The organism is Paenibacillus sp. URB8-2 (genome assembly GCF_013393385.1).
GTDB lineage: Bacteria > Bacillota > Bacilli > Paenibacillales > Paenibacillaceae > Paenibacillus_AQ.
On record NZ_AP023239.1, the window covers coordinates 4534903 to 4559166 of the forward strand.

Annotated in this window: 17 protein-coding genes and 2 pseudogenes; 1 reads left to right on the plus strand and 18 read right to left on the minus strand. The window is 45.1% G+C overall.

Annotated elements, in window-relative coordinates; all coding sequences use genetic code 11:
* Nucleotides 1–3 precede the first annotated feature (3 nt).
* A complete protein-coding gene (locus tag PUR_RS20930; protein WP_179036909.1) occupies nt 4–6900 on the minus strand; it encodes a TIM-barrel domain-containing protein in 6897 nt (2298 codons plus the stop codon).
* Nucleotides 6901–7014: 114 nt separating this feature from the next.
* On the opposite strand from PUR_RS20930, the gene PUR_RS20935 reads away from it, so the two are divergent.
* Nucleotides 7015–8155, plus strand: a protein-coding gene (locus PUR_RS20935) for an IS630 family transposase (protein WP_179033643.1) whose coding sequence is annotated in 2 segments (ribosomal slippage) — nt 7015–7454 and nt 7453–8155 — 1143 coding nt in all. Because the reading frame shifts where the segments join, the coding sequence is not laid out codon by codon here.
* Nucleotides 8156–8321: 166 nt separating this feature from the next.
* On the opposite strand, the gene PUR_RS20940 is transcribed toward PUR_RS20935, so the two are convergent.
* The 17 genes and pseudogenes from PUR_RS20940 to PUR_RS21015 all read right to left on the minus strand — a co-directional run bounded on the left by PUR_RS20940 (nt 8322) and on the right by PUR_RS21015 (nt 24174).
* Complete coding sequence (locus PUR_RS20940) at nt 8322–9596, minus strand: ABC transporter substrate-binding protein (RefSeq protein ID WP_179036910.1); 1275 nt, start codon at nt 9594–9596, stop codon at nt 8322–8324.
* A 171-nt stretch (nt 9597–9767) separates the two neighbouring features.
* A complete protein-coding gene (locus tag PUR_RS20945) occupies nt 9768–11396 on the minus strand; it encodes a response regulator transcription factor (RefSeq protein WP_179036911.1) in 1629 nt (542 codons plus the stop codon).
* A gap of 40 nt (nt 11397–11436) precedes the next feature.
* Complete coding sequence (locus PUR_RS20950) at nt 11437–13230, minus strand: cache domain-containing sensor histidine kinase (RefSeq protein ID WP_179036912.1); 1794 nt, start codon at nt 13228–13230, stop codon at nt 11437–11439.
* A gap of 297 nt (nt 13231–13527) precedes the next feature.
* Complete coding sequence (locus PUR_RS20955) at nt 13528–14739, minus strand: multidrug effflux MFS transporter (RefSeq protein ID WP_179036913.1); 1212 nt, start codon at nt 14737–14739, stop codon at nt 13528–13530.
* 313 nt (nt 14740–15052) lie between these two features.
* Nucleotides 15053–15247 (minus strand): annotated as a pseudogene (locus tag PUR_RS20960) (SDR family oxidoreductase); the annotation flags it as partial.
* Nucleotides 15248–15463: 216 nt separating this feature from the next.
* Nucleotides 15464–15940 (minus strand): GNAT family N-acetyltransferase, encoded by a 477-nt coding sequence (locus PUR_RS20965; RefSeq protein WP_179036915.1) that lies wholly within the window; start codon nt 15938–15940, stop codon nt 15464–15466.
* A gap of 693 nt (nt 15941–16633) precedes the next feature.
* Nucleotides 16634–17077 (minus strand): hypothetical protein, encoded by a 444-nt coding sequence (locus PUR_RS20970; RefSeq protein ID WP_179036916.1) that lies wholly within the window; start codon nt 17075–17077, stop codon nt 16634–16636.
* Between the two features lie 214 nt (nt 17078–17291).
* Nucleotides 17292–17381: pseudogene (locus PUR_RS26660) on the minus strand (DUF2441 domain-containing protein); the annotation flags it as partial.
* Complete coding sequence (locus PUR_RS20975; protein WP_179036917.1) at nt 17368–17934, minus strand: histidine phosphatase family protein; 567 nt, start codon at nt 17932–17934, stop codon at nt 17368–17370. The gene PUR_RS20975 and the pseudogene PUR_RS26660, both read right to left, overlap by 14 nt.
* A gap of 135 nt (nt 17935–18069) precedes the next feature.
* Nucleotides 18070–18753 carry a histidine phosphatase family protein gene (locus tag PUR_RS20980; protein WP_179036918.1) on the minus strand — a complete coding sequence of 228 codons (684 nt, stop codon included), beginning with the start codon at nt 18751–18753 and terminating at the stop codon, nt 18070–18072.
* A gap of 215 nt (nt 18754–18968) precedes the next feature.
* Nucleotides 18969–19862 carry a phosphotransferase gene (locus tag PUR_RS20985; protein WP_179036919.1) on the minus strand — a complete coding sequence of 298 codons (894 nt, stop codon included), beginning with the start codon at nt 19860–19862 and terminating at the stop codon, nt 18969–18971.
* A gap of 231 nt (nt 19863–20093) precedes the next feature.
* On the minus strand, nt 20094–20576 hold the full coding sequence (locus PUR_RS20990; protein ID WP_232101591.1) for a hypothetical protein: 483 nt from the start codon (nt 20574–20576) through the stop codon (nt 20094–20096).
* 46 nt (nt 20577–20622) lie between these two features.
* The gene (locus PUR_RS20995) at nt 20623–21048 is read right to left on the minus strand and encodes a hypothetical protein (protein ID WP_179036921.1); all 426 of its coding nucleotides are present in this window, start codon (nt 21046–21048) and stop codon (nt 20623–20625) included.
* On the minus strand, nt 21045–21533 hold the full coding sequence (locus PUR_RS21000; protein WP_179036922.1) for a GyrI-like domain-containing protein: 489 nt from the start codon (nt 21531–21533) through the stop codon (nt 21045–21047). The genes PUR_RS20995 and PUR_RS21000 overlap by 4 nt, the downstream gene beginning before the upstream one ends.
* Before the next feature lie 206 nt (nt 21534–21739).
* The gene (locus PUR_RS21005) at nt 21740–22585 is read right to left on the minus strand and encodes a class I SAM-dependent methyltransferase (protein WP_179036923.1); all 846 of its coding nucleotides are present in this window, start codon (nt 22583–22585) and stop codon (nt 21740–21742) included.
* Nucleotides 22586–22660: 75 nt separating this feature from the next.
* Nucleotides 22661–23122 carry a GNAT family N-acetyltransferase gene (locus PUR_RS21010; RefSeq protein WP_179036924.1) on the minus strand — a complete coding sequence of 154 codons (462 nt, stop codon included), beginning with the start codon at nt 23120–23122 and terminating at the stop codon, nt 22661–22663.
* 497 nt (nt 23123–23619) lie between these two features.
* The gene (locus tag PUR_RS21015; protein ID WP_232101592.1) at nt 23620–24174 is read right to left on the minus strand and encodes a nucleotidyltransferase family protein; all 555 of its coding nucleotides are present in this window, start codon (nt 24172–24174) and stop codon (nt 23620–23622) included.
* Between the last annotated feature and the right edge of the window lie 90 nt (nt 24175–24264).

Here is a 24264-nt window from a genome sequence, read left to right on the forward strand (position 1 = left end):
AGTTCAAGGGGTCAACTCCACTACGTCGGCTAGAGGCATCATGGTTGTGTTCATCAGATCCTCACCTTCCCAAACCATCAGCTTGACCTTGTATCCCGCCACACTGGAAGGAAGCTGGAATCCGGCGTTCAGCTGCAGGGTCTGGCCCGCTTTGACCAATGAGGAGCTGTAGGCGTGATTGACCATCTTCAATCCGCCATTCTCATCATAAAGCGCGGCAATGATCAACACTTGCTTGTCTTCGGACAAGGCGTTCGTAATTTTGACCTTGGCGTCCAAATATTTGCCGGCTTCAAGCTTATTCATGTTGAAGGACGGCTCCATCTTAAAGCTGTCTTCCATCCGCTTCAACACCGTATAGTTCAGCGTATACGCTGCGCTTCCGGCTTCGACCCGGATCTGGTACGGACCCGCGGGCAACGTGGCCGGGAGCGGCAGAGTGAGGCTCGCTTTGCCGCCGGCAATGGAACCGGAAGCTGCCGGAACGCCCTCATACGGCAGGGCATTTTTCAGCAGAATCGCCTTGACGGCCGTTCCGTCAGCGACGTTAACCGTATTAACGGCGATTTGCACATCCTTGGCGCTTCCGGCACGGTGCATTTCGGCGCCTAGCGTTACGTCTTTAATGTTCGAAGTACCTTTAGCGGAAAGCACGGCTGTGATTTGCTGCGCCTCGGAGGTCGCAACCTGCGCCGTTCTGACATACAGCTTGCGGGCGGCGGTGTCGTAGTGCCAGACATCTTGACCTGCGTTCACAGCGTCCTTGGAACCAACCTCCGTCAGTTCTTTGGTGCCCCGCTTGACGGAATAGACCGTCTTGTCTTCGGCTCCGATCTTCACTTCGGTAGACCATACTCGGCTTTCGACCTTGCCTGTGTAGCTGCCCTTTATAGCGGCAATGTTCAACGACACTTTATCATTGTGTTCGCTCGCTGAAATCTCGGTTGCCGCCGATTGGCCGTTCTCGTAAGCGTAGGTTTTGCCGTCATCCTCATAAAGCGTGAATTTCGAAGTCTCGCCGCTGCTTAACGGATACACTTTGAGCGTCAGTTCGTTCGCTGGAGTCTGGCCGGTAAAGTCCTGCGCTTCTCTGGTCGGAATGATGCCGCCTTCCTTCACCAGCATCGGAATGGTGTTCAGATCGGCGTTATACGTAATTTCCTTGCCGCCGGTAAACTGCTGTTCAGAGTTCCAGTCATACCAGTTTCCGCTTGGAAGGTAGATCGTTCTGCCCGTTGCTTTCTCCTGATGAACAGGAGCGGCCAGAATGGAGCTGCCGAACATCCACTGATCCTGAAGGTTGTAAACATTGCTGTCGTTCGCGTAATCCATAACCAGCGGCTTCATCAGCGAAGTTTCGCCATCCGCCGTCTGTTTAGCCGTGGAATAAATATACGGCAGCAGCTGGTAGCGCTGATTAATCGCTTTGGTCACAGCAGCTTCCGCAACGGTTCCGTACGCCCAAGGCTCTCTGATATTGGTCGGATCCGAAGGATCGTCTCCGAGAGCCACATGGGAACGGAAGATCGGCATCAGCGAAGCCGCCTGCATCCAGCGGGTATACAGCTCCGGCGAAGGCTTGCCGTTAAAACCGCCGGTATCGTTGGTGTAATACGAAATGCCTGATGCAGCCGCGCTAAGACCAAGCTGCAACTGATGCGAGAAGGAAGCCCAGCTGGAGTCGATGTCTCCGCTCCAGACGGTGGTGCCATACTGCTGAATGCCGGTGAATCCCGATCTGGCCAGTGTCCAGACGCGGTCATTGGTGTAGCCGCGCTGTCCGTCGTAGAAAGCTTTCGCTTCATTCAGCGCGTACACATTCGTAATCTCCGCCGCGCTGCCCGCCGCAAACTGGTCTCTTACAGAATCGGTTGGCTGCTCCGGTTCGTTAAGGTCGATCCAGTAGCCCTTCACGCCAACATCATGCAGCTTTTTAACTTGAGAGCTGTACCACTTGGCCGCTTCGGGATTGGTGAAGTCGATCAGTCCCGCTTTGCCGTACCAGGCCGGATAAATGATTGTTTTGCCGGAAGAATCCTTGACAAAATAACCTTTGCTGTCGCCCTCTTTAAAATTGGAAGCCGTAACTTGGACGTAAGGGTCGACGATGGTTACGATATTCACGCCTTTATCCTTCAGCTCAGCCATATTTGCCTTCGGATTGGTGAAATTCTGCGCAGGATCATCGTTCCAGGTCATATCAAAATAATGATTTTTCTTGGCCCAGTACACATCCAGCACCATAGAGTCGAGCGGAATATTCTTATCGCGGAAGGTATCCACGATGCCGTCCACCTCGTTCCAGCTTCTGTAGCCAAATCTGGACTGCATATAGCCTAGTGTCCACATCGGCGGAATCGGAGCGGTGCCGGTTAGCTTCGAGAAACTCTTCATAATGCTGTTCAAGGAACCGTTGTTCTCGCCGGCCATGAAGTAGTACAGCATCTCTCCGTTTGGCGCGCTGAAGCTGTAACGGTCGGCATCCGCCTTGCCCATGTCGAAGGCCACATTCTCGTACGTATTGTCAAAGTAGAGTCCATAGCCCTTCGTGCTGGTAAAGAAGGTGCTGGAAACGTCGGACGTATTGCCGCCGTAGCCTCCGGTCATGGCATTGTTCATAACCACTTTCTTGCCTCTGCGATCAAACGACTGCGCGTCGCGGTCCATACCGAGCCCGAAGATATGCTCATCCTGGGCCAGAGCCATTTCGCTGTAAACGCCGGTGTCTCCGTCGTACCCGAAGCCTTCGCCGCCAATTTGCTCGGAGAGCAGCTTCGTGTTCGAAGCGTCATAGTAGGCCAGGCGGAACGGCGATTTGTAGGCGCGTACGCTCATGGCATCCGTTTGAATCAAAATATAGCCTTCGTCTTCCAAATCTGTAACGGAAGGATTTACTGATCCCTGCTCACTGTCAACGACAAAAGTGTCCTTCTTTGCAAACGTTCCGGTCGGCTCCATCCATACCTTGGCCGTATCGGCTTTCACGAATTCAAGCTTCACCTTCGCGCTGCCCTGCGAATTCAGCACAACCGCCCGTCCGCCTGAGGATATCTGATACGGATCGGTTTCTGACAGACTTTTTACAAAGGTAACGTCTTTAAACTGCTGGTTGCTGTCCTTTTGCAGCTTGAAGTCGTCGATACCCAGCATACTTCCCGCTTTGCCCTCGGAGATCACGCCGACCTTGACCACTTCATTCATGGCCAGCTGAATATTCGGCAGCTTCAGCTCCGTAAATTCCGCCCCGGCAGGAATATCAAGCGTCTTGGTGCCGCCGGAATAAGTTACATATACCTGGGCTTTGCCGAGATCCCCGGTCTTGCGGGTCTTCAGCGTCAGCTGATATACACCGTCTGTCGGCGCATTGCTGAACTGCCATAAATCGGAGGAATAGTCACTGGCGCCGCCAATTCTTGCAAAGGCATTATCCCCGTCTTTGGCAACAGCCTGATGCGTCATGTTCGTGCGGCTCCATCCGGTGAAGCCTTCGTCGAAGCCAGGATTATATAAACCAACCGATGGGGCTTCGCTCACAACTTCCTCTGATGTAAATGAAACATTATCGATCTGCATGGAAGTATCTACCTTGGGAGCCTCCAGGATGAACTTGATCGTAGCCTCCTGCTCCGTTATATCCGCTTCGGCCTTGAATTCCTTGTATTCAAAGTCGCCTGCTTCCCATTTCGTCTTGCCTGTCGATGGAATTCCATCCTTCAGGCTAGGCGTAATATTAACCGTCACATCGTCTTTACCCGGCTGTGAAATGATCATCTTCGCTTTTCCGCCCGCGAATGTCGGGTCGGTATGCGGCATTAGTTTGACCATAGCCGACAACGTGTAATGCCCGCTCTTCAGACTGGTGATCTTTTGCTGGGAGATCGCTTTTCCGCCCGCATCCGGAGAGTACAAGTACTGCTTGTGGCCTGCATAAGCATCATTGGTATCTACGCCGTGCCATATCGTCGTGCCCTGCGTATCTACAGCCCATCCGGTTTCGTTCCCTGCTTCAAAATCACCGTTAATCAATTGGCCGGTTCCGGAACTGAACGATATGGAATCAATATGAACTGAACCCGCGCTGTCTTCCGTTTGTTTCAGGGTGATCAGATTCATTCCTTTTTTCAGTGAAACCGTCTTTTCCGAACTGCTCCATTTATCCCACTTGTCTTTGCCCAAACTATTGAAAATGAGCGAGTCCGAATCAACGGGGCTGCCGGCCTCATCTTCCACAGACACCGCCAGAGAACTGTCCGCTTCGTTTCCGTTGGCATAGCGGACATTGAGCGGATAATCGCCGTCCTGTGGAACGCTGACTGCAAAGGTCAATTTGGCGTCTTTTTTATCCAGCCCGCCGATGTAGCCGAAGCCCTGATAGCCTGCCTCATCATTGCCGAAAATCGCTCCGCCCTGATACGAGGCCACTTCCGCCTGATACGACTTGGAGGCCGTCTTCGGAATCAGCTTCAGCACGACAGCGTCATGCGGCTCCAGCGTCTTGGAGTATATCGTTTTGTATCCAAGGTCTTTGTGCTCCCAAATATCGCGGACATAGGCTCCGTCTGCCAGTCCAAGCTCTTTCGCGAAATTCATGGAAAGCGTCTTGGATTCGTCGCTGCGGTTGAAGAGGGCAACGGCCCATGTTCCATCCGGCAGCTGTCCGGCCCACCGTTCGCTGTCGCGGCTGGCGTTGTTCTTGTAATGCTCGCCTGAATAATAAATCGGCTTGCCGACAAAGCCCGATTTGTTCAGCTCGATCAGTTCCGGGTTCTGATAGAACTTGGCATTGTCCCCGATCGTGTCGTATTGGTCGGCAATCGTTATCGGAGAACCCGCCATCGTGAACAGAGACAGGGCCGTCTTCCGCTCGTTGTCGGCGAATTGGCCGCTGTAGGTGTTCAGGCGCAGGAAGTCGCCGTCATTAATCATCGAGCCGCGGCCCGAAATATCGGAAAAGCCGGTGAATCCCTGGAAAGAGTTGGCCCACTGCGACCAGCTGGCCGTCCAGTTCTGACGGCGTCCGCTGGTATGATCCCAGCCTCCCCCGAATACGTCCTCGTCGATGCGGATCATGTCGCCGAACTGCTGCTCATACTTGGCATGGCCCTTCAGGTCCGGCATAACCAAACTGAGGAATACATGATTATCTGCGGATGCTTCGTCCATCCACTGCAGCGCTTTGGCGTATTCCGTATCTGAGTTGTGGCCCGTTCCTATCTGGCCTAGGCCTTGATCGTAGCCCGATTCATACCAGGACAGGAAATCCACGCGCAGGAAGGAAGCGCCTTGCTCGGCCAGGAACTTCACATAACCTTGGAGATACTCTTTCGCGCCCTTTTTGTTGACATCCAGCCAGTAGAGCGCCTGGTCGGCGCCCTGTCCGCCGTCGAAGCGGTCGCCGTTCAGCTGCTTGCCGTTGCCGAGATTGTACGGCTCCGTCTTAACCAGGCTCGCTACCGGAATCTGCTCGGTGCTGCCGTCTTCATTTTTCACAGTGACATGGTATTTGTCCGGATGCTTCAGCACTTCGGGGGTGACCCACAGCGGGTTATAGTAAATTCCCAGCTTCATGCCTTTGCTCTTGATGTAATCTCCCCAGTACTTCCAGGTGTGGCCGTCCGGGTAAACCTCGGAAGGATAACCCTGCCAGTCATTCGGCCCGGCCCATTTGACTTCCACATCGTCCACATCAATCCCCGCGAAGCCGGCCTTTCCTTTAGGGTCCACAATGAACCCAAGATCCAGCTTGCCGGACGTTACATCCACAGTCATGGAGTAGTCGGTCCAGTCCTGGCTGGACACCGTTTTGGCCAGTGTTGCCTCCGGTACCGCGTTGTTGTAGCCGTTCACTTGAAATACTGCGGTCGCTCCATTTTTGATCATGTCGTTCTTGGTCTTGGCTTTGGCTTTTACCGTATACAGACCGTTCGGCAGATCAATGCTTTGCGAAACCTTTTGTACCTCATCGGCCCCCGGATTCCAGGTGTACAGAGATTTGTATACGCCCATTTCGTTTTCATTAATGCCGAATCCGCCGCCGCCCGTGCCGGTAATATTCCAGCCGTCCGTATTTCCCTGATTGAAATTCCCGTTGACTACGTGGTTCGAAGTATCGACCTCATCCGTAACCTTCTCAAGCTTCACATCGTCAAGGTCCAGCCCGGCGCTTTTCTTCGATTTGGCTTCCGCATCATAAGAGAATTCCAGATACACATTCGGATTGGTAATGTTCAAGTCGACGCTGTAATCCGTCCAATCTTCATAGGTAATGGCGGTTACCGTTTCGGCCGCAGGATCAGCTGCATCATAGCCCTTAATCTTCATGTAGACCGGAACGCCGTCTGTGTACATTCCGTTCTTGGTCTTCGCCTTTGCGCTCAGACGGTACAACCCCGTATCCTCCAGATACACGTTCTGGCTGACGGTTTCCTTATGGGGATCATCCATCCACGTATACAAGGAATCATTGCCGTTGTCGGTATTTCGCCCGTGGGCGGCCGGTCCGGTGAAGGTCCAGCCCTTTGTCTCGGGAGCGCTGAAATTACCATTGACCACTCCATATACGGGCCCCGTATCGCTATCATCGCTCGAACCCAGCGGATCGGTCATCCATTTATTGTTATGCGATACAATGTAACCGTTCTCATTTAATAGCGTGGCACCTTCGATCCATCCGTCCGTACTGACCATATCGTAGCCGTACGGCTGAAAATTTTCCGCCATCCAGTCAATATTCGCTTTCCAGCGGTCTTCCGGCATGTACGTATTTTGGGTCCATTGATGCTCGTACGTAATCCAGTACATCGGCCCGGAGCCTTTTCTGGTGAACTCGCTGTCCCTCGCCATCGCGGGAACGGAGCCGAATGCCGGCACGATCAGGCTTAACGCCATAACCGAGGTCATTATTCGGTGTAACCGCTTCCTATTCTTTTTTTGCATCCCCTAGTACAGCATCAGAATTAAAATAGTTAACTTTTGGTAGATATGATATAGTCGAGAGAAAAAGAGGTATCGACTATGAAACTACGTGCATATGCGGTTTGCTTGACCCCGGATCAGCAGAAAGAATTACAAGGGGTGTGCTCAAAAGGGAAAGTGGCCGCACGCTCACTCCGGCGAGCACAAATTCTGTTGTGGGCGGACGAGAACCGGGTGGGCGGCAAGCTTTCGGACACCACCATTGCGGAGCAATTACACATCCACACCAACACGGTATATCTGGTCCGTAAGACCTTTTCGGAAAAGGGATTACAGGCTGCTGTCGAACGAAAAAAGAGACTGACACCGCCAAATCCTCCAAAGGTTACCGGCGAACTGGAGGCGAAAATCATCGCGCTCAGTTGCAGTACTCCGCCCGCTGGAAGAAGTCGGTGGACCCTTCGACTTTTAGCAGACAAGACCGTTGAACTGGGTTACATTGACAGCATTTCGTACGACACGGTGGACCGCATTTTAAAAAAACGAACTCAAGCCCCATCTTCGTAAGTGTTGGTGCATTCCACCGAAGCAGAATGCAGCGTTTGTGGCAGCCATGGAAGATGTATTAGAGGTCTACCATTTACCCTACGACAGCGAATGTCCCGTGATTTGCATGGATGAGAAACCGTTCCAACTGCTGGATGACGCTCGAAAACCGATCCCGATGAAGCCCGCCAAGCCGCTGCGTGAAGACTCCGAATACGTACGTCATGGGACCTGCAGTATCTTTATCTTCACTGAACCGCTTGTGGGCTGGAGACACGTCAGCGTTCGTCCTCGCCGCACAAAAATGGAATGGGCGGAGCAAGTTCGAGAACTGTTAGACGTACATTACCCGAGTGCACCCAAAATTCGTTTAGTGATGGATAATTTAAACACGCATTCGATCGCCTCGTTGTATGAAGCCTTTGAACCGGAAACCGCCTTGCGTCTAGCCAAACGGCTCGAAATTCATTACACCCCCAAACATGGCAGTTGGCTGAACATTGCTGAAATTGAGCTGAGCGTAATGACGCGCCAATGTTTAGCAAGACGAATTCCGTCAATAGAAGAATTAGCAAGCGAACTGACCGAATGGGAATCTGCTCGTAACGCTTCTCAAAGAGGTATAGATTGGCAATTCACTACCAAAGATGCACGGATAAAACTTAAAAGGCTTTACCCACAATTTAAAGACTGATGCTGTACTAGTGTCCTCCCGTTTGATTAGAGTGGATAACCCTACCTGCAAAAGCATCGCACCCGGCTGCGAAATTCACCTCCTTAAAAAGGAATTTCCGGCATACATTCAAGCGCCGGCCTCTTCTTCCGCAGAATTCTGTCAGCTTCATCCCCCTTCTTTCGTGTTACATATTTGCGGCTCTAACCAGCTTCACCCAGGCTTTCGTTAAATCCTCAAGCACCTCATCCTTTGACTTGGCATGGGCTACGTACTCTTGAAACAGCGCCCCCAGCTGCGTATCGAAACCGTCCGGCCAATATCCTTGAACCCAGGGATAGGTCTTGCCCTTCTTGATATAGCGGATCGTCTCGGCGGCAAGCTGGCCGCCTGGAACCGCTCCGCCCTTCACGACAGGAACCTCGCCGTGCCATCCGTAATGCTTGATATAATCGGCAACGATGTAATCGAGAAATTGTTTGGCTTCCTTTATATGCTTGGAGCTGTCGCTGATGCGAAGGAGTACGGAGGAGTCGACCATCAGCCTCGCCTTGGAAGGATCGTCTCCGACCGGTTCCGGGAAGAAGCCGAGCTCAGCGGTCGGATTGGCCTTCAGCATGTCCCCTTCCGCCCAGTTCCCGTTATGAACCATGGCCGCCTTGCCCTGAGCCACCAAAGCAAGTCCTGTACCATAATCCGTCTCCAGCGGCTTATCGCTGCCGTACTTGACCATCAAGTCAATCATGTTGAACGTTCTGCCAAACAGCGGCAAGTCCTTGAATGTCTTTGTTCCTTCCGATATTTCCTGCGCCGTCTGCTCATAATTCCCTTCTTCGGCCGCAAGAGTCTGGGAAGCAATATGCTTGAGCACCCACCATTCCTTGAATGAGTTGGCAAATGGCGTAATGCCTTTGGCCTTTATCCGCTTGGCTGCCTGCTCCAGTTCAGAATAGGTTTCTGGCAGGGAGGCAATGCCGGCAGCAGCGAACACTCTTTTGTTGTAAATAAAGCCGTACGATTGAATGCTGAGGGGAACCCCGTATATTTTGCCGTCCAATTCGGCGGCCTTCAGAGCGCTCTCTTCAATTTGTTCCAGGAAGGGCTCACCGGTGAGCTCCACCACGATGTCCTTATACGTCCGGTTCGTCGCATAGCCCTGAGTCATGAAGATATCCGGCACGTCGCCGGAATTCAGCTTTGTTTTGAGGACCGAATCGTATTCGTTGGAAATCAGCTCGGTTTCTATCGTAACTTCGGGATGGAGAGCGTGATATTTTTCCGCCATATCATGAAGCTGCTCCGACAGGCCTTCACCGAAGCTGAACATTGTCAGGATAACCGGCCGGGGCTGAGCGCTGGCATCCGGAACTTCCGTAGAATAACTGCCGCCAACAGAACAGCCGGTGAACGGCGCGGCCATGAGAATCAAGCTTAAAGCGAGGAATACCGGTTTCTTCTTCATCCTGAAGCTCCTCTTTTCAGGCTCCACGTAAACGTTTAAGGTCCCTCTATGCCAGAATAACGCGAAGCCGTCGCGATTGAAATGTACAAAAATGATGGATTTATAGGAATATCCTGAACCCCACAAGCAAGAGCCGACACTGCTGAAATTGAAAATGAACGCCCGGGCCATTCACATGCTTTTTTTGGATTGCAGCATAAGGTTCCGATATTCGCTTGGCGACAGACCGGAGTATTTCTTGAAAGCCTTGCTAAAATAGGCGTTGTCGTTGAAGCCGACTTTGCTGGAAATCTGCTGGATTTTGATGGCCGGATCATCTAGCATTTCCTTGGCCTTGTCCATTCTTACTTTGAGCACATACTCGTAGATGCCGAACCCGAATCTTTCCTTGAACAGTCTGGATAAATACTCCTTGCTTAAATAATATTGCTCCGAGAACATCGTCAGATTGATATCGTTAAAAAAATTGTCGTCGATATAGTTTTTGATGCGAATAATGTTGAATGTTTCCGAACCTTTCAGTCCGGCCTGAATCCTGTCGAATACGAGCGAGATGACTCGAAACACAAACTCGCTGAAATCCTCGAATGAAGGATAGGCCTGGGCGGTTCCATAGGACATCGGCTTTCCCTGCAAGTCTTCAACAATCCCCAGCTGAAGCGCAATATCTTCAATCATGAGGATAAATTCGGTAGCCGCCCTTCTCGCGTCGTCCATGCTGAAATACCCGGCCTGTTTGACATGTTCAAAGTACCGGCTCACAATCCCCCGGGTGAACTCGATATTCCCGCTCTCGAAGGCGCGGATCAGCAGCTCCTTTTTGTTCATGATGGATGATATTCCCGCCTTGCGTCCGGTTTCAATTTCAGTGAATACCCGGTTTTCGATTTTCAGAATATTGATGCCGGATTTAACGGCATGCGCTTCGCTGTAAGAGCCGCTGAGTTGTTCAAAGGAAGGGGAAAAGCTTCCGACCCCGGCGATGGAAGAGAACCCGAACAGGTCCTGCAGCGCAGCGATGAGTTCTGTCATTTTGACGGCGCTGAAATCTTTGGGCTCCGGATGGTCGCAGATTTCAAGCACGACAATAATTTCATGATCGGACTTATAGCTTCGGAAGCTGAAGCCCTGGCTCCAGGGAGCGCAGCATTCATCGATCATATTCGTCAATGCAAAATAGCAGGAGAATGAATCCTCCTTGAATCTAGCAGCGCATACACTATTGAAATTAAGAAGCTGAATAATCGCACAGCCGTAAAGAACGCCCTGCTTCGTCATGGAAGTCAATTTCTTGTAATCCTCAATAATGGGGGGATGAACGCGGTCGCCTTCGATAATCATGGTCAGCAGCTTTTCCTTGAACAGAGGCAGGGACAGATTATTCATCATTCTTTGGCGCTGCTCTGTCTCCCGGTCTTTTCTATCCTCGTCAAGCTGCCGGATCGCCTCACGCAGGGAGCGGTTCAATTCCACCTTGTCGACGGGCTTCAGCAAATAATCCAATACCCGGTAATGGATGGCTTGTCTGGCGTATTCAAACTCGTCGAAGCCGCTGATAATGATATATTTGGCTTCCGGATGCTCGGCACTCGCCCTGCGCAGCATTTCCATCCCGTCCATGACAGGCATCTTGATATCAACCAGCACGATATCTGGCTTCCACTCCTTCAGCAGCTGAAGACCCGTACGCGCTTCGGGCGCCTCCGCGATTTCGGACACCGCAAGCTTCTCCCATTCACCGGCCAGCCTGATCGCCGTCCGGACAGGACGCTCATCATCGACAATCAACACCTTATACATGCGAAGATCCCTCCCGTTTGATCGCTCTCTGTCTATTCTACTAGTCTTCTACAGGAATGATGATTTGTACGGATACTCCTCCCTCCGGACGGTTCCGGATATCCAGCCTGGCTTTGCTGTGTATGAGCAGCTTTAATCTTTCGGATAAGTTCTTCAGCCCGATGCTTTCCTGGTGTTCACTCATCCAGTTCTCCTTCAGAAGCAGTTCCTGCAGCTCCTTAAGCCGGGCTTGAGGAATGCCGGGACCGTTGTCGCTAACCTCGATGATGGCCTGGCCTTCTCCAAAATAACCCCGAATCTGGATCAGTACCGGGTCCAAAGTCTGTTCCAGAACATGCTTGATCGAATTCTCCACCAGAAGCTGAACGGCCATTTTGGGAACGGGGATATCGCCGATGCTTCCTTCGAGGGCAATGTCGACGGATAATCTCTCACCGTACCGGGCCTGCTGCAGCATGACATAGCTTTCGACATTTTTCATTTCCTGGGCCAGATTCACTTTGTCGCCGGTCCTAATCGAATACCGCAAAATATAAGCCAGCGCCTGCACCATCCGGTCAATATGATCGACCCTGTGAACCAGTGCCTCCGTGGAGATCGTCTGCAGGGCATTATATAAAAAATGCGGATTGATCTGCGCTTCGAGCGCCTTCATGCGCGCGGTCTTCTCACCCAGCTTGGCTTTATACTCCTCATTAATCAATTCGTTGATCTTGGCAACCATCGCGTTGAATTTCTTCGAGAGATAGGCGATTTCGTCGTTTCCGTTAATATCAATCATCACGTCGAAATTCGCTCCCCCTACCTTCTCCATCTGCTTCGACAGTCGCTTCAGCGGTCGTGTAATCGTTTTCGTTGCAAACGTGACGAGCAGTGTACCGATCAGCAAAAAGGCCAGTCCGATTAAAAACTCCAGGTTTCTCGTATTTGTGGCCCGCTCGTTCAAGGCGCTGGTGGAGATCAGCTTGATCAGCTTCCAGCCGTCCCCCGGCGAAACGTCGTACGTGACCAGATAATCCTGCTTTCCGCTGCTCCAATTCAGATAGCCTTCCGGCTTCGTCCAATCAATGGACCGCAGCAAATCGGCCTCATGACTTAATGTTTTCCCGCTGCTGTTATAGAAGGACATATTGTTCCGGTCAAAAATCGCAATAACCTCGGCATCCTGCTCCAGAATATCGCTGATCATCTTATCCCGGTAAGCAGAGTTGATCGTAATGGACACCATACCCATGGGCCTCTGGCTCGGAATATTGATGAGCGCTCTGTGAAAAATAAAAAACAGCCGCTGGTTCTCCGCATCATAAGCCCCGGCTGACGGTCCCGGCGCCGGCGGCTCAATGCTGCGGAATGCATTGGCTCTCGTGCTTGCCTCCTTGTACCACCCGTTCGACGTGATGTTCCGGGGATGATCGACCACCAGCTTCGGAGAATCCGTCAGCCTCGATATGGTGTACCTGGCCCCGGTCCGGGGAATATACAGGGAGACGGCAGCGATGTCCCCGCTGGAGGAGTAGAACAGATTCCGCAGCTGGTTCTCCATGTAGAGTCGGCTTGAAAAATCTTCTTCATCGTTCATCAACGCCTCCATAAAGTTGTCATCCCGCCTGAACGACAGCGACAACGCGTCAATCTGCGCCACATAGTTATCCAAGCTTTCGTTCATGTGCTTCAGCTCTTTGGCCGTATTGGAAATATAGTTGTCTTTAATAATCCAGGTTGTCCGGTAATAGGAAACGGTGGCCAGCACCAGAATCAGCACACAGACAATGAGCGAAAAAGCCAGCCCCAGCTTATTACCCAGCTTACGGGTGAAATTTCTGAACCGATTCAATAGAAAAAGCTTCATCCTGTCACCGCCGGTACCAATATGATGAATGCGTTTTCAAGATAGATTAATCTTATCACACTTCATTTGGGGGCTCTATTGGTTAAGTGAAAATAAAAGAAATTTATCAATTCATTGATCTCTGGACGCGGGAAGCCTGAGCGACTGGATCAACTATGAGGAGAATCCGGTGGCAACCGGGGAGGAATAAATGTGAAAAGCCCGCGACTAAAGCGGGCTAAAGGTAAAGGGCTATGCACTGGTGCTGCGGCCTTTTTGTCGTTCTACACAGATGATCTGTAATTAAGAGCACGGAGAATAGCTTGTTTGGGATTTATGTGCAAGTCCAAAGTAAGCAAGGATAGCCAATAAACTGGTCGACAAGATAATAACTCCCATTGGGACTGCCGTATATTCACCGGCAATGCCAACCAATGGAGAGGTGAATGCTCCCAGCAGGAAAGGCAGTAATCCAAGAAGTGCAGATGCGCTCCCTGCCATATGACTTTGTGACTCCATAGCCAGAGAGAAGGAGGCTGTTGAAGTTATTCCGATAGACGCAACAAAAAAGAAAAGCGGAATAACCAATGCCAGTAATGGGCCGTTTAAAAGAATTACAATTAAGGCCGCAAGGCTTGAAGCGCCGGATAACAGCAATCCATAACGCAGGAATCGCCGCTCCGAGATCACATGGGTAAAGCGTCCAACGATTTGAGAACCGATAATTAAGCTGATCCCATTTGATCCAAATAAAATTGCAAACAGCTGGGGAGAGGCACCGTAGATATTCTGGTAGATAAAAGGAGTCCCTGATACATAAGCGAATACTCCTCCGATCATAATGCCTTGTGCCAGCGCGTATCCGGTAAACTCGCGATCTTTAAGCAAGGTTCGAATACCTCTAATCAGTTCGCCAAAGTTGCCTGAAATTCGATTCTGAGCAGGCAAGGTCTCTTTAAGGTTTACGGTTGCAAGGATAACTAAAACCAATCCAACCGTACCCAAAACCACAAAAACACCCACCCAAGTAGTAAAGGATATTACGCCGCTTCCTGCCACTGGTGCAATTAAAGGGAATAGATTATTCACTAACATGAGCAGTGAAAAAAACTTGGTGAGTTCCGGTCCGCTATAAACATCGCGGATGATCGCCCGTGAAATAACAATTCCTGCGGAGGCGGCAAAGCCTTGAACAAAGCGTGCTGCTATGAAATAAATGATATTAGGTGAGACCGCACAGACAAATGAAGCGATCAAGTAGATAATAAGTGAGATTATTATAGGCTTGCGTCTTCCATGAACGTCACTCAAAGGGCCCATAATCATTTGACCTAGACCTAATCCTATTAGGCAAGCAGTTAGACTAAGCTGAACCAGTGAAGCACGGGCATCAAAATCAGCAGCGATTTCAGGAAATGACGGCAAATACATATCAATTGTAAGTGGGCCAAGTGCCGAAAAAGCGCCTAAAAGCAAAACAAGTCTAAGCCGGTTAACATTTTTTGTTGAAGACATCGTTTGATTTTCTCCTGACTTATGCAAATATATTTATAGTTAGTTACCTTAATTCATTATAGACTGGGACACCTATGGTTTGACACCTTTTTCTCGGTAATTTGGGTAAAATTATTGAAATTGGCCCTAAGCAAGAGATTCGCATAGGGCCAATTCTGTGTTTTTTATCAAGATTATCATTTAACTTCCTGCAGTCGGTATACTTGCCGTGACTCGATAAGATCCTCTATATTGCGCCGGTATTGCTTATAATGGTCAGTCTCAATATGGAGGTTGATATACTCTTCATCTTTCCAGATTTCATAAAACACAAAAACGTCGGCCCTGGAAGAACCGAGTTGACAGTTACATTTGTTCCTTTGGCCACTTCCGCCAAACCTCTTGAAAGCGTAATGAGTGAAGTTTTAGATATACCATAAGGAATAAGTTCAGGATAGGGTTTGATTCCGGCTTCACTTGCAACGTTAATGATTCGTCCTGCATTGCGTTCAATCATCTTGGGCCGAAACCGAAGTACGCTTGGTTTTGATGAGTATTTGCTATTATAGTTCTAACGGACACAAATGAACAGTAGGTACTTTTTCGTAATATAGGTACTAAAAAGTAACGTCTGAGTTTGCAGCTGATTGTTGTTTAGGAGGACATTTTGTGAAGAGGACTACCAAGAAGACGGACCAGGGAATATCGGGAGTAGCTGGGGAACTTTGAAGTTTGAGCAACCCTGTCAGAAGACTATCTTCCGGGAGTCATTCATCTTCTCAAGGTACATCATCGTCAATTTCTCATTTATTACTTGTGACTTGAAAACCTGGTATCCATTCTTGCCATACAAATAGAGATTCTTCTTGCTCTTGTGCCCTGTAAACAACTCGTATCTCCGGCATTCCTTAAACACCTGTTCGACTTCACGAAGTAACCTTGTGCCAATTCCCCTATTTTGAAAATCCGGATGAACGATTAATCTTCCAATATAACAAGTATCCCCGCTAACAAAAGCTCGTACAGAGCCAGCAATAATATCCCCCTCTGCAATCGCTTTAAGTAAAGTCTGTGTTTCATACTCCGATTTCAGTTCATCGATGGTCTGCCGCAGCGGTTGAATCGTGTAATCATTGTATATGGCCGCTTCTACCATAAAAGCCTTACGCTGCAATTGCAAAATTTCTTCAATATCCGTTTCTTCCGCTCTCGTAATAAGCATGTTTCAAAATCTCCTTTTGTTCGTTTCCATTTCTCTCTGACTGGACTCTTTGCAATAAAAGTAAGGTCCGCAGTCTTCTTTCATATTCACTTGGATCAATTCCGAAGGAAAAATCAGAACCCGGTCCATATCCGGTTTGACCTATTTGAATCTGGCTTCCATGGAGATCGGTTAGTTGAAAATCCTCTGGCGACCCTTTAGTTGTATATGTACTGTCATCAAAAGATCGAGTTTTATTGAAGTATCCTTTTTGGTGATAGCATAATGATTCCGCTCCAAAATATTCTGTATTATTCTTTGATCTACAATATGATCGCTATAATATTCATAGCCTTGGTAACCCCCATATAAAAGAAACGAAATGATTAAGATAACGATTAAGGCCTTTGGCAATACGTTATAAGTTACCCCTATATAAAGATACCATCGAAGAGACGTATTTTAGGTGCGCGTATTTTTTCCAGCCATTTTCCAACTTCATCCGAGTCCGTTATTGTTGAAAAGAATGAAAGATATGATCGATTTTCTGGAGGCGCATGGAATTATCCTTTCATGATATGTTATTGTAATCACGGAACCTACTGGCTTAAAGGATTTTGCGAATAGGGAGCCGCATTAGAATTCGCTATGTAATAACGATGATAGTCAATAGTTTTATCTTCGTTCAAAATTCTCTTAGGAATACTGTTAAAATTATTCTGTGCTCTTTAAGGTGAAAGTTTCCTTCTTATTATCCCATTCCACTGTAACCTCTATCACCGAACTCTTGGTTTCAAATGCACCATTCCCAGAAGAAGATGACACAAACCGCTTTTCTTTACTACCCTTGTCAAATGTGCGTTCTTCGTTTCCTCCGATAGCATTTCCCTGATATTTGTATCTTAAATGCCTTAAACTCTTTAGGTCCTCAAGATCTCCTTTATACTCCAACACAAAAGTGTGTTTTGAAGAAGATTCATAGTATGATTTCTTATCTTTCTTGTCATACCTCTCTTCAGTATGTACTTTCATTTCTCCTGTCCAGTTTGTGCTTTCACCTTTAAGACTAAAGTCATTGAATTTTTCGTTATGATTTGTACATGCTGTCATCAAAAGGTTTAATACAAGAAAAATCGTTAAAAATATAAATTTTTTCATGATTTCCTCCTTGAATGATATTGAAGATCTTTCAGCTAATGATCTCTGCCGTTCAGTCAGTCAAAGTAGGTTGTTATCCGAAGGAATGTTCTAGTTTATTTTATTTCCTAAAATCATTTATCTTCTCAAGATACATCATCGTCAAATTCTCATTCGTTACTTGTGACTTGAAAATCTTGTATCCATTCTTGCCTCTGGCTTACCATGAAGTGACTTATGAGAAATCATCTATAATTTCTACCACTTCAATTTTTCCGTTAATTAATAACTCAGGAAGCTCGTTTTTTACATTACCCTTCCAATAGTTCTAGTCTTGTACAACTCCAATTCTTTGAGCTAAACTTATTGATTTCTTTCCACCCTCTTTTCTTTAATTCTTTATAAATAAACAGGTTGATAAATCCATGTCCAACTAGAGCCACTATACCCTTCTCTGACGCTCTCGTAAGTATCTCACTGGCAGCTATAGCCCGTTCCACTACTTGCTCTAACGTCTCATGTTCTTTAACTAAGCCACTATACCAAAATGCTCCAGTTAGAAATGTCCATAACCGCGTACTTAATCTTATGCCCTTTAAATTAGGAGACCTAAAATTCACCTCATTAAAAATATCATTAGGAGTTGCTTTGATACCTGGTGTTAATAAAGTCAAGGAATGTTGTGACCTATATAACGAACTTGTAAATACATATTCTGCTCTTGTAATGTGTCTGGATGCTTCTACAAAAAACTTACTCTTTGACTCTATTACACCTAACCTATCATATTCATCTTTCCAGTTCTTATACTCATTTATAGTTAATTTAGGAATATTTGAACGTTCGGATTTCCCATGCCGTATTAACATTATTTCCATAATTGTTTTCTCCCTGAATTGATACAATTGATTTGTGTTTAGTTAGCGAAGTAGCGGGGACATGTTGTTAGACGCAGCTCTTCACTTGATCCAATCACTTACTTATACTTTCTTATAATGTCTTCAACCTTGAAATCAATTCCATAGTCTTGTTACATGTTTTAGTTTGTTCTCTTCAAATTCCAATTTATAAATGTCTGGCATCGTTGTCGATTTCCAAAATGCAAAATCATATGTAGGATCAAAATAATTCATCATTAATGTCATGATATCTCCATGCGTGCCAATAGCGATTCTCTTACCTTTAAATTCTTCAAGAATCTTGTTTAGTATGCTTATGGCTCGTTCTTGTGCCTGCTTGCTCGATTCTCCACCTGGAAATGAATAATTTCGGTCTTCATACACTCTCCTCTTCGATTCAAAAAATTGTTCTTTAGTTATTTCATGTCCTTTCCCCGTTAATTGCCTTTCCCTTAAGCCTTCTTCTAATCTGATGTCCATATTTAATTCAATAGCTAAATCCTTTATTGTAAGAATGGCTCTTTCGTATGGACTTGAAATCAATACATCTATATGTTCATTCAATAAAACATCCTTTACCTTACCGGCGTCTAACTTACCCTTTTCCGATAAACCCCGAGATTGTTCCATTCCTGTAAAAAAAGGAGATTCGGCATGCCTTACGAAATATAATAAGGTTCTTATAATAATCACTTCCTCGTTTATACTTTCATCAACGATCTTCCAGAAGACCCAATGCCATTGACCCGCAGCGAAAACACAAACAGGAAATATAATCAATGTTTTAAGTAAGGTCATATTAAAGGATATATCAAAGGTAATAGATTAATTATTCTCTAAAAAATCAGTAAGAAAAGTAAATATTATCGCCGTTGGTATCCCCCACCCAATTACCCCATTATAAATGAGAAAATTGTTTCTTCCCTTTAGCTCTTGTTCTTTCCCATTTATTTTTTTGAGATGCTCTCATTTGTTTTATTCACCTTTTCTTTAATTATCATTACTTCAGATATCTAGTCGGCTTCACCTAACGTTGTTGCATTCAAGCACAGCTCTTTCCAATGTTCCCATGCCTTTAGATATTCAGATAAATCATTTGGATGGTGTTTTACGCTAAGCCCCACTCGGCAATATAGTTGTACTGACACCTCATCAATTAACCTTACTTTGTCAATGCGTCCTTGTTTAAGATTATCATGTGCTGCAAATAAAGTATCAATATTAATATCGTCGGGAGAAGAACAAAAAGCGTAAATAAAATCATAAATTAATGGTCCCACCATAGGTGATGGATCTATGACACCAATTAAAGAAGATTGATCAAATACAAAATTATGTACCCCTGTATCTCCATGCAATAAATATCTTTCTCCTTGTACTTTTTCTTCTCCAAACAATTTAATAATTTGTGATTTAACAAAGATATAGTCATCTGTTGTTAAAGCATTACCAATATTGATTCTAGCTTCCTCCACACTTATTTCATTGAATTCCCTCCAAGAACGAAGAGGATACTCTAATCTCCCCCAAATGTCTGTATGATGATATTTGTTGTATTTATTGAATAATTCCTTCACTAGTATGGTTAACCATTTTTTCTTTGATCCACGGTTAATATGAGTTGTACCCTTGATATAAGTGTAAATAAAATGTGATCTATCTTGAGAGGTAAACAGAACTTTTGGTAATAGCACCGAACTTTGATAAGTATTGAGCAATTGTTCAACCATTTGGATTTGATTTGGTTCATCAAATTTCAATATATAATTATTGTTTTGATTGGAATCAAGTCTATAAACACGGCCACTAGTTGTTCCAGATAACCTTTTAATTTTTACGATCTCATCGTTGACAATATGTAGTTGAAATATTCTATTAATTTCTTGGATAGTAGGTTCAGTTATCATTCGTCCTTCTCCTTATTGTATCTACAAGTGGGTTAGATAATATAGTGTTCTTCCTATTTCTTTTCCAAAATAATAAACGATATCGAACACTAAGATAGCCAGGAAAAGTATTGCTAGTTTGGGATACTTCTTGATAAATCCCGATACAGTAAAATTGAAATTCCTCATATGAACTCCTCCTTATCAATTCATTTGATGCCCTAATGCGTGAATGGTGTTACGTGAAGAAATTCACTTCCTAGAATACTCATACAAAATCATCCCCGAATAACTTACATTAAATCCGTTTCGAATTCGCTCATATTCACTTGGATCAATTCCAAAGGAAAAATCAGAACCTGGTCCATATCCGGTCTGACCTATTTGAATCTGACTTCCATGGAGATCGGTTAGTTGAAAATCCTCTGGCGATCCTTTCGTTGTGTATGTACCGTCATCATTAATTAACATGTTGTATAGAAACTTACCGTTATTGTAGTTCAAATCAAAGGTTGTATGGAAATTAAAATAAATATCATTGCCTTTATTCCACACTTGTTGGAGTATGATATTGGTATTTTGGCTTTCTGCAATCTTAATATTAGGGTTTTGTGGTTTTTCCGTATCGAATGGAATCCATTCAGGTTTAATAGAAAGATCGAGCCTTACAGAGTATCCTTTTTGGGTACTGACTAGCCCTAAAATTACTAATATCATAAAAAAAATAGATAACACAATAATCTCACCTTCCAAAAATGTATCTATTTGTCATTCCTATATATCATTTCGCTTCATCATTAAATACTTCTACTATAGCCTTTGAGGAATTGGTCAGCTTTTCAAGCGGATGATCGACAATATAAGCCTTTTCATGGTTCATGCTCTCTTCAACCGAATTCCCGTCTTCAAATGTTATTTTCATTTTATTGCCTTGCTCCAGTACATCATCTCTATGAATGATAACTCCCACAAAAGGTGTTTTCTGTGTAGCAGCCGTTATATCTATCCGGTCAGGCCCGCCACTCCATGAGCTTCCTACATACTGAAATTCGTTATCTGCTGTTATGGACAAGGTGTATACAGAGGCATCACCAAGAATGATGGCATGATCTTTGTAGTTTTTTACTGCTAATGCTTTAACTCCTTCAGTACTTAAAAAACGTTCCAATTCTTGCTCTGTGGGTGTTCTATTAAAGCGACCGATCATTTGTTGTAGATTCTTTCTATCGGAAAATACAAATATAAATCTCCATTTGCTTCTGATGGATTGTAGTATTCATGCACGGCTCCTACGATTGAATAATTGTGATTGGGAATATACTCATTAACCATGTATTTGAATTTATCCCGGTATGTATTTTGGTTGCATTTCATTACTGCAAACTTATATGAAGGTATAACCCATTTAGTCCAACCGTTTGGGGCTACGGAGCCATCCAAAACTTCACAACCAGCCAGATATTTCCCTTGCTCTGTCCACCTTTCAAATCTCTCAGAAACATCACTCATCGCACCCCAAATCCCAACCAGATTGCCTGCACTGTCTGTCTTGGCTAAACTACTAATTTCACTAAAATTTCGATTAGCTTCTTGCCACAGCTTTGGGATCCACTCTGTACTTTCGGATGAAAGTCCCTGTCCCACCTTTCCGATAACTGTAAAAGATTGCTTTTCTTCAATGAGTACTTCCATGATTACACTCTCCTATTTGTTTTTTTGGATTTAGAAGTTAGATAGCGTTTTCACATTCACGAAAACAAGAGGCTTAAGAAGTGTGAAATCCGGGATGTTAGACTTAGTCTCGCAGGGTTTTCGCAAGCAAAATTATCGAAATGCCTATGGCGACTCAAGGGTTGTTTACGATCCACAGTATGAATACGTTGTTAGACGATTTTCTATCATTTCCTTTTTGCAATTACTGTTATTATTTCTGAGTCTTCTTCATATTCTCGTCCAGTTATGTCTGAATAAAATTCAAGTTCTTCAAAGCCAATACAACTCAGAATTGAAGAAAGCTCATCCAATGTATATGTCTTATCCCAAATATTATATACTTGTAAATCCTCATTATCATCTATCACTATGGTTTGGTGTAAATGAACTCTTTCTTCCGGGTACCAATAATTGGAGCTTAGACATAAATGAGGAGTCGGTCTCCAAAAGCCGCATTTATATGAATTCCATGTTCTTGAATCAGTATGATTTCTATATTTATTAGGTGTAAAAACATCAAAGACAAACTTTCCGCCGGGCTTTAAATTACTGTAGATATTATGCAGCAATGCATTCCGTTCGTTTTCGTTAAGAACCCCAAAATCACAATATATGAGTAGGACTACATCAAAGTCATTAGTAACATTGAGGGTCAAATAATCCTGACAAACATAATTGACATGCAGATTCAACTCCGCTACCTGGTTCCTCGCATATTCAATGGAACGGCTTGAAAAGTCTATCCCCGTTACATTATTAAATCCCTGCTTAGCCAAGCGATTGGTATAAAGTCCGGGCCCGCATCCTAAATCAAGTACTTTCTGCTCAGCGTTGTTGCCACAAATATATTCTTTGATCCATTTCACCGAAGCATCAATTGTATATGGCTTCCTGCTTGCTGCATCAGTATTGGGATCTAAATGAGCCTCCAGCATTTGTTGTGATATATGTTCGTCAACCCACATCTGTGAACTACCCTTCTCAAATAATGAAGGTCTTTTTGTTTTTTCAATTATTTTATTTATCTTCATGAAAGATCTCCTTCTTTCAAAATATTAACAATCCTTGTGATAAGGTAACCGTGAGCCGGCATGCAAATTCCCAAACTAAATCCTGTTCTTTAATAAATATGTTCTTGGATAAAATCCATATTTCTCATAAAATTTCAATGCTGGTTCATTTCCGAATAAAACAGATAGACAAATATTATGAATGCCATTGGTTTCAAACCAATCAAGCGTCCGTTTCATTAATGCATTTCCAATGCCCATACCTCTAAAATCATCCAATATAAAAATCGAATCGATCTCTCCCTGTTTCATTTCGCTAATCGAACTAATGCAATATCCTATTAACTCCGTCGTTACCGCTTCACGAGCTAATATGATCTTTAATGATCCTTGTTTAGATTTGTTGAATAAATCTCTTGATCGTTCTTCAAACGTATTTCTTGATATGTGCTCTGAAAAGTATTTGGACAATGAAGCATGGTGGTCTCTAAGCCGTTCCCATAATGGTTTGACTAATTCAAGAGATGTCTGATCTGTTTCTAGATACTCAATCTTCAATGAAATCACCCTGGATTTGTATAGTGTGGTACTTAAAAACTACTTCTCTTTAATTCTTTATTGATTTATTAAAAGAGGTACTATTAAGAGCCCTATTGAAATTGTTATTAAACTTCTTGTAGCGATTTTATTTAGTTTCTTGTTTTTTTGGGATTTATACCAGCCCTTAAACTGAAAATAATTCCGGTACAATATAAAGAAAATAATAATATTCCCAACGGTCATACTCCAATGGAAGATAGCTTTACCCTTTATTACTTCATAAATGATTCTTTCCATTCCACCTAGAAGAAGTAATGTTAAACCTAGTAATATACTCAAACGGAGTAATTCTAAAATAAATGAAACAAACTTTTGCATTAGAACTATTCGTCCTTTCAGGTTTGTCCGCTACATCCCGCTTCTCTGGATCATCTTCTGACGGATCAAGCGTTAGTGACGCAGCGTGAATACGTTGTTTTGCGAAGGATCACTGTGTTGCCTTAAGAAATTCCTTATTATTTATCTTCAATCAATCGTAGTTTAGGCCATAGTTTAAGCCACTTCTTGCTTTGTACCCTTTTGTAAAAATAGTCTTGGTCCTTATAATATGGACTTCTTCGAATCACCAAATCGAATAAATCATTCAATCCATGAGGTGCAACGATTTCAATATTCTGATTTCTATCCAAACTTATCCCAACGGACGTTGCTGTTTCTGGCCAACGCTTCATTGCGTCTTCCACTGAACCATAAGGATGATCTTGATTTCTTATATGCATTCTCGCCTGATTCTTACAGCTCCAGTTATATTCTTGCAAATTAGTCTTTAATTTCGTTTCAAATTTCTTTTCTGATTCTTCGCTCAGGTCACTTGGATCATAGTAAAGGATATCTACATCATTCAATGGAGTTCTACTAGAATATCCATGCAAATAATCCCACACATAATTTCTCACATAACCAGCTGCGATCCACCAATTGGGTAGTTCAAGTTGTCGGACCAATTCAAGATCTCTATTCAAAAAATCATGGGTATGCATAATTTTGATAAGTCGTTCTACAAGCATCATTAATCCACCTACCTACTAAAATATCTTCGATCTTTCACCTAACGTCCCGGCGAACCCAAGAGGCATAAGGCGTGCCAGCACCCGGTCGAA